Below are 4,941 nucleotides of genomic sequence, written 5' to 3'. Positions count from 1 at the left end.
GGGTGTTCATGTCCTGCGTGGCCTGACGGTAGTTGTAGTCCCGGGTGCTGACCTGCTTCTGCACCACGTTGTGATGGCATTCCATTCCCCAGACCGAATCCACGCCTTTTGAATGCTGGCCTGATGGCGGTACCGACGGCAGCGTCAGGCCTTTCTCGTACCCCTGCCGGCTGTCGTAAAACTCCACCACGTCAATGTTGAGGCGCGTGTCGGTGGTGAAGCGAAACCAGATGCCGACCTCCCCCAGCAGGCGGGTAATAAAGTGCAGGTCGTCCTCGCCGTACTGCATCACCTGCTCCCGGCGCGGGTACTCTTTTGACAGCGAGAACAGAAAATCCTGGCCGCGCATGTTGTGACGTTCGCGCAGGATTTTTTCCACAATTTGCGGAACCGACATGTCCTGGTAAATGGCGTTCTGGTGCGAACGGTCGAGCAGCGCCAGGCGTGGCCGGAGCGTCAGGGCATAGCGGGTTTCATCTGCGGAGGTGCTGAGGCGTTCAAAGCCGGTCACCACGCCCTGAAGGGTGCGCACGGCCTGCTGCACTTTTATGCCGTACCCCTGGTCAACCGGAGCCTGCAGCGTCAGCGAGCCGGGCTTCATCAGCATCATCTCTTTGCTGATGGCGTGGTCACCGCTGGTGAATTCAATGCGGTAGCTGAACGGTTTACTTAAGGCCTCATCGCCCTCAAAGGCAAGTACGTCAAGTTCCGACGCACAGCCTTTTACCGCCAGCAGATGGTGGTTATGGCTGAATCTTAATGGAGGATTATTACTCATGCGTCCATTCCTGTTTCACATCAAATTCCAGCCCGCTGCTTTTTTCTCACTCCAGCCGGCATAAGTAATTGCAGTTTTAATTTATAGGATTCTGTAGATTAGCAGCGGGTGGTTATCTCAAAATTAAAACCAGCATTAAAAATATATTTAGAGCTCTCTCTTATTTAAGATGCATCTACTCCCTGGTGTTTACCGGAGCTGATCCAGTTCGATACCTGAACGTTCTTGTGATTCTGTCCCAGATATCAACCAGTTGTGAATCCGTATAGGTTTTCGTTTCCAAACCAGAGTTATGTAACTCAACAGAGAATACAGGATGTTTCAAATCACCCGTTTTTTCATTACCGTAAAATTGAAACGTATAGTAATTAACGTTTTTCTCTTTCGGTTGATAGATATCCTGCTTACCTTTCATCAGCCATTCTTCTGCATCTATGCCTGGCAACTTTACAGTGCCTTTCTTGAGGGTATGGGCACCAACCCTGATGAGGGCAGCATTTATTTCATTACCTCGTTCCAGTAATGTTTTGTCTTTATCCAGAGTATTATAACTGTTAACGATAATCTCAAAATCAACTGGCTTATATATAAAAGTAATATCATCTTTCGATGTCATATTTGCATCACTAATAAAACCTTCCGGAATACAGATACCAGGCAGTGTTGGCACTTCTTCATCATTTCTTCCCTTTAGTCGGGATAGCAGGCTTTGCATTTCAGCAAGCATCTGAGGCTTATCGTTTAAATCGTTTTCCTTCGAACCACTATTTAAATAATCCTCTCTGTCCTTTTTATATTTTGGATCGGACAAGTCTGTAATCTCAGTTGTTACGATGAATGCCACGCCATTGCTATAAAGATGGCCCTCAAGAATTCTCCCAAAGCCTGGAACACTCTCGTTTTCATTGCGGTCAAAAATGACTGCATTGTCATTTATCCGGTATACCTGTTTCAGATAAGGAAGGTCCAGGGGATCAACTACAGGACTATTTTTTAACTCCTGTTCACGTAACCGGATACGTTGTGCAAACGCCGGAGGATACAGCCGCTTGCTGGTAATTCTCATGTCATTGATCTTTACCTGACCCATCGCAACGTTATTAAATGAAGCTGGAACATCAAAGAGATAGCGACCAATGCACTGAGGTCTGGTCTGCTCAAATAGTTTATCCGTCATTTGTTTTTCCTTTGCCGTTAAAGAGGTTACCGGCCACGAACGGGTGAGCAACCAGAAAACTGTAGAGAAAATAAGGAGGACAACAAATAATCCCATCCATAAATGCCTTACCCGCATGAGGCTACCTCCCCGGCCATTTTTATAATTGAGCGTAACGTGAACTTCATCGCAACGGAAAGACCGTTTTCCGTACTGGTATCCCCCACGGCGTAGGCACCTTCATGATCTACTTTAGTCGCAAGCAGTGAGCGGATCCCGGGAAAATTAATCCTGCCGGCACGTACTGGTACGGTTCCGTCCCCGGCGCTGCCGGAGGAGGTCAATTCAAATGTGTTCCCTGCTGCATGGCGATAAACGGGAAGCTCCAGCGGTACGCCCATAACCGGTCTCGGCGCCGGGATCTGCTGCCATATCAGATGATCGTCTGAAGGATATTTTTCACTGGCACCATAAAATGCATAGGTATTGGGATGATATTTGCCGTTTAAATTTTCTATAAATTTTTGCACATCCTTTTTTATCCTGTTCTGATAATTTTTCCATCCCTTACCCACATCATCCAGCAGCAATTCTTTCTCACACAGTCGCCACCAGTCACTTTCATTCAGATAAATTTCCGTGTAAGGATCAGACTCCGGCTTATTCATATTTACCGTTCCGTTAATTTTCAGCCAACCCGGCCCGTAGGCTTTACCCGGCAGCAGTTGCAGAGGACCGGGGGACTGGGCCAGTACCGGCATCAGGCTGGCTGCATCAGCGCCAATTACCGCTCCGACAATATCCCGCTCTCCGGTCTTCATACGGCGATATGCCGCCGGCGATCCCAGATCAGGCATAACGCCGTGAACGATGCCCAGAATATTGTCTCTGCCGTTCATTTGTTCTGAATAATGTCGGGCCACCAGGCCGCCCATGGAGTGGGTGACCAGAATGACTTTACTGGTGGCAAGCCTGCCGTGATAAGTGCCTAAAGTCTCACTGATATATCGCTCGAGAGACGCGGCCGAATCAGCGTTTGACTGCAGCCAGTTATAGCCAAAAACATGCACGGGAAAAAGGTAATCATAACTCCGCCTGACCTCAGGCTCAGTCAGAGCATCTTCGCCGTTCTCTGCACCTAAATTTTCACCAATCAGTAACTGGCGCGGCGTTCGCCTGCGGGTGCCATTGATCAGGTTATCAATCAGAATATGACCGTCATTCAGCATGCACTGAAGCGCATGGAGAGGTTCACCGTAGCTTTTGTAAAGCGCACTGCCCCAGCCACGGGCCGCTCTGGAGGGAAACCCTCTGCCGTCAAGATCGTCGAAAAGTACCTTTCCCGTTAAATCGACTTCAGTGGTAAGAGGATCCAGCAAGGCTTTTCTTTGTTCTTTAGACTTATACAGCCATGCCAGCGCATCTGAGCCCTGAAACATGTCTGCGTGCCAGACTTTTTTATCAGAATCTATCTTTTTAAGATTCGTTCCCATGACTCCCGGCAGAAAAATAACCGGGATCACCTTTTCCGCCACCTTAGGACAGACAACCACCAGATTGTCTTCCGCTCTGCCATTAGGCAGGCTGTAGTACACTCGCCCATTTTCATCATATTCTGGTCGGCTCACGATCTCATTTTCTGCTGCTTGAGTCATGGTTATTTTTCTCCCTCGAACCGCAGTTTGTCCATCACCACACTAACCTGCTTCATTAAATCGCCTTTTCCATCTTCAGAGGTGGAGACGGTTTGACTGACTGCATCCTCACCATGAATGGCCATTTTCTGCGCTGCCAGAGCTGACCCATCGTAGGCATCAATCGCCTTAGGCGTATAAGAAAAATTCGCGTTTTCCCAGCTCTGCATTGCCTGGCTTATACTCTGTCCGCCAAACTTCTGCCACACCGCCCCGCGCTCGATGATTTTGTCCGGCGCCGCACACTCCACCGTTCCGTCCGCTATCCGGATATATCCTCCGCAGCTCGTCAGCACTATCTCCTGCTTCGCGCTGATGATGAGTTTTCCCTCACTGCTGCTGATGCGGATATCCTTCAGCGCATCCAGCGTCATCTCATCTCCCTGCGCCTGGATCTCCACCTTCCCTTTCCCGGCAAACATTTTGATGCCCAGCTTTTGCGCATACAGACTTACCCGCTCCCCGGCCGCCACGGTGAATCTTTTCAGTGCGCTGAAATCCGTGTGCCCGCCGCTGGTGCTGATGATGTTCTCTCCCGCCGACTGCTGCAGGCTTTTTCCTGTCACCTGCGCTATCCCTTCCGGCGCCGAGACCAGCAGCGCCGCTTTCCTTAAATCCGTCAGCGCCTCTGACAGCAGCGCCTTCTGCGTCTGCACATCTGCCAGTTCAGCCCTCGCCGCTTCTGCCGCGCTGCGTAACGCTTCAGCCAGTGACCGCGCCTGCTCCAGCTGGCTCATCGCTGCCTGCATCTCCAGTACCTGACCCTGCGCCCTGGCCTGCCCGTCAGCCGAGATAAATATCCCTTTCTGTGCCCGGATGGCGCCCCAGCTGTCCGTCCTGAGTTCAAACCCCTCGCCGCGCTGCTGTTTTTCGCCGTCGACCAGGTGGCCGAGATTAAGCTGGCTTTTGCCGCCGTACTCCGTGCTGACCTTGATATGCTCTTTCCCGCGCTCGTCGTCGAGGCGGATTTTGTTGTTCGCCGGGGTGCGCAGCACGTTGCGTTTGTAGTTTCGGATAGTGACGTGGTCACCGTGCGCCGAGTCGTGCAGCACGCCGGCAATGTACGGCCGGTCCGGGTTACCGTCCTCGAAACCAATCGCCACTTCGGTGCCCGCCAGCAGCGGCAGGTGCAGGCCGTACGTGTCGCCGGCGTACGGGCGGGACTGGCGCACCCACAGGCTCTCGAACCCGGTCTCCCAGCTGTCACGGTCAAACAGCATATTGACGCGGTAGCGGCCGTCCTTATCGATATGCCCGTAGGTGTCATTTTCGGTGGTACTGGTGACGCGGGCCGGCAGGGTGCCCGCCATCAC

General features: G+C 51.5%; 4 protein-coding genes. All 4 read right to left on the bottom strand.

Annotated elements, in window-relative coordinates; genetic code table 11:
• Nucleotides 1–778 (bottom strand): type VI secretion system Vgr family protein (locus ACJBF3_RS25785; protein WP_406545300.1); only part of this gene is annotated, 778 nt, incomplete at its 3' end.
• A gap of 175 nt (nt 779–953) precedes the next feature.
• A complete protein-coding gene (locus ACJBF3_RS25780) occupies nt 954–1,955 on the bottom strand; it encodes a T6SS immunity protein Tli4 family protein (protein ID WP_048994281.1) in 1,002 nt (333 codons plus the stop codon).
• A 107-nt stretch (nt 1,956–2,062) separates the two neighbouring features.
• Entirely contained in the window at nt 2,063–3,589 is a 1,527-nt protein-coding gene (locus tag ACJBF3_RS25775) for a triacylglycerol lipase (protein WP_045332239.1), read from the bottom strand.
• A gap of 2 nt (nt 3,590–3,591) precedes the next feature.
• A partial coding sequence (locus ACJBF3_RS25770) for a DUF2345 domain-containing protein (protein ID WP_406545299.1) occupies nt 3,592–4,941 on the bottom strand: 1,350 nt, incomplete at its 5' end.

Origin of the sequence: Enterobacter sp. PP-008-ECC_S150 (assembly GCF_045257065.1) — a bacterium.
Classification (GTDB): Bacteria; Pseudomonadota; Gammaproteobacteria; order Enterobacterales; family Enterobacteriaceae; genus Enterobacter; species Enterobacter chengduensis.
This window is presented reverse-complemented; position numbering and strand designations above follow the sequence as displayed.